The following is a 1,622-nucleotide window of genomic DNA, read 5'->3' as shown; positions in this document are numbered from 1 at the left end:
GTTCCGGTGCCCGAGGTGGTCCGCGCCCTGCTGCCCCTGCTGGACGCCGCCGACGGCCCGGCCGCCGTGCCGGCCGCGCCCCGGGTGCTCACCGCCGCCGGGGTCGACCGGCTCGTCGACGAACTCTGCGACCCTGACCGCCGGATGCCCACCGTGGTGGCCAGCGTCCCGGCGGGCCTCGGCACCGGACAGTGGCTCGCGGACGTCGTCGGCCCGCTCTGCGACCAGCTGCCCGGCCTCGCCGGCCTGTACGTGCTCGACGCGGACGCCCGGACCAGGTTCAACGTCGCCCTTGAGTACCACGCCGTCTACGGCGGCGCGGTGCGCACCTACCTGCCCGAGGTCGACCCGGCCTCGCGGCGGGACGGCCGCCGGCACCCGGTGCTGGCGCGGAACCGGATCGAGGAGGACCCTCGGCGCGCGGCCGCCCTGCTGACCCGCGAGCCGCGCCGGCTCGCCGCCGAACGTCCCCTGCCGCCCGTGCTGGCGGGCGTCCCGGCGCTGCGGGTGCCCCGGCCCGGCCCGGTCGCGGAACCGGCGCCCCCCGTGCCCGCCCACGGGCGGGAGGAACGCGAGCGGGCCGCTCAGCCGGCGCGGCACGAGCTCCGCCGGGAACGCCACCACGAGCGGCCGAAGCCCAAGGTGCCGCAAGCCGGGGCCACCACGGGGCGGGCGTCCGGTCCCGGTCAGGGGCGGGTGTCGGTCGGCCGGCTCTGCGCGGTGCCGGGCGGTGCCGGAACCCCCGCCGCGCCGACCGCGTCCACCCACCGCGCCGGGCGGCGGCGTGCCGGACCGCCCGGCGGCCGAGGTGGCGTCCCGCTCACCTTCACCGAGCTGATGGCCCGGCTCGGCGAGTTCCCGCTGCTCACCTTCACCGGCGACCAGAAGGCCGCGCTCGCCCTCGACGAACTGCGCTGCGCCGGCGGCGGCTGGGCCCGGCTCACCTGGGACGGCCTCACCGCGCTCCAGGAGTACGCCGAGGCGGCCGTGCGCGGCCAGGCGGGCGGCGACTTCAAGCAGTGGTGCGAACGCACCCCGGCCGGCTGTCACCGCTTCCCGCCCCGCAAGGCGGTGCGCGGCGAGTCCCGGACGGTGCACAGTCACGCCAAGTGGAAACGCGAGCGGATGCTGCCGGTGCCGGAGTGCGTGGACGCGTCCCGGCGCGCGTTCATGGGCGCGCACCTGCGGATCGGTGGCGGCCGCACCGCGCCCCGGCTGCACTACCTCGACGACTGTTCGGGCAGTGGCCGGATCTATGTCGGCTACATCGGGCTGCACCTGACCAACACCAGGACGAACTGAGAGGCTTGGCTGACCGGTGCGCCCGTTCGGTGGACAATGTCCGGCAGGGGGCGGGCCTCGGGGTGGCCGACGGGCTGCCGACCGCCCCGGGCAGGCGCCGGACGAGCATGGGGGAACGACCACCGATGCAGTACTCAGCAGACGGCCGGCCCGACGGTGCTGTCACGGCCCCCCAGCCGGGCTTCCTCGCCTCGGTCTTCCGTGACCTCGGGGTCGAGCCGGAGGACGACGGGCCGTCCGGTGCCCCAGTCCTTGTAGAACTTCCGGGAACCATCGGAAAGGGTGATGAAGGGCATGACGGCCTTTCGGTTGTGCTGGTT

At 76.2% G+C, this 1,622-nt stretch carries 1 protein-coding gene; it reads left to right on the top strand.

The features are described from left to right. Positions 1-1,302: hypothetical protein (locus ABD308_RS07705; RefSeq protein ID WP_344329655.1), on the top strand; the 1,302-nt coding region annotated here is incomplete at its 5' end. Between the last annotated feature and the right edge of the window lie 320 nt (positions 1,303-1,622).

Origin of the sequence: Kitasatospora putterlickiae, from assembly GCF_039527695.1 — a bacterium.
GTDB lineage: Bacteria > Actinomycetota > Actinomycetes > Streptomycetales > Streptomycetaceae > Kitasatospora > Kitasatospora putterlickiae.
This window is presented reverse-complemented; position numbering and strand designations above follow the sequence as displayed.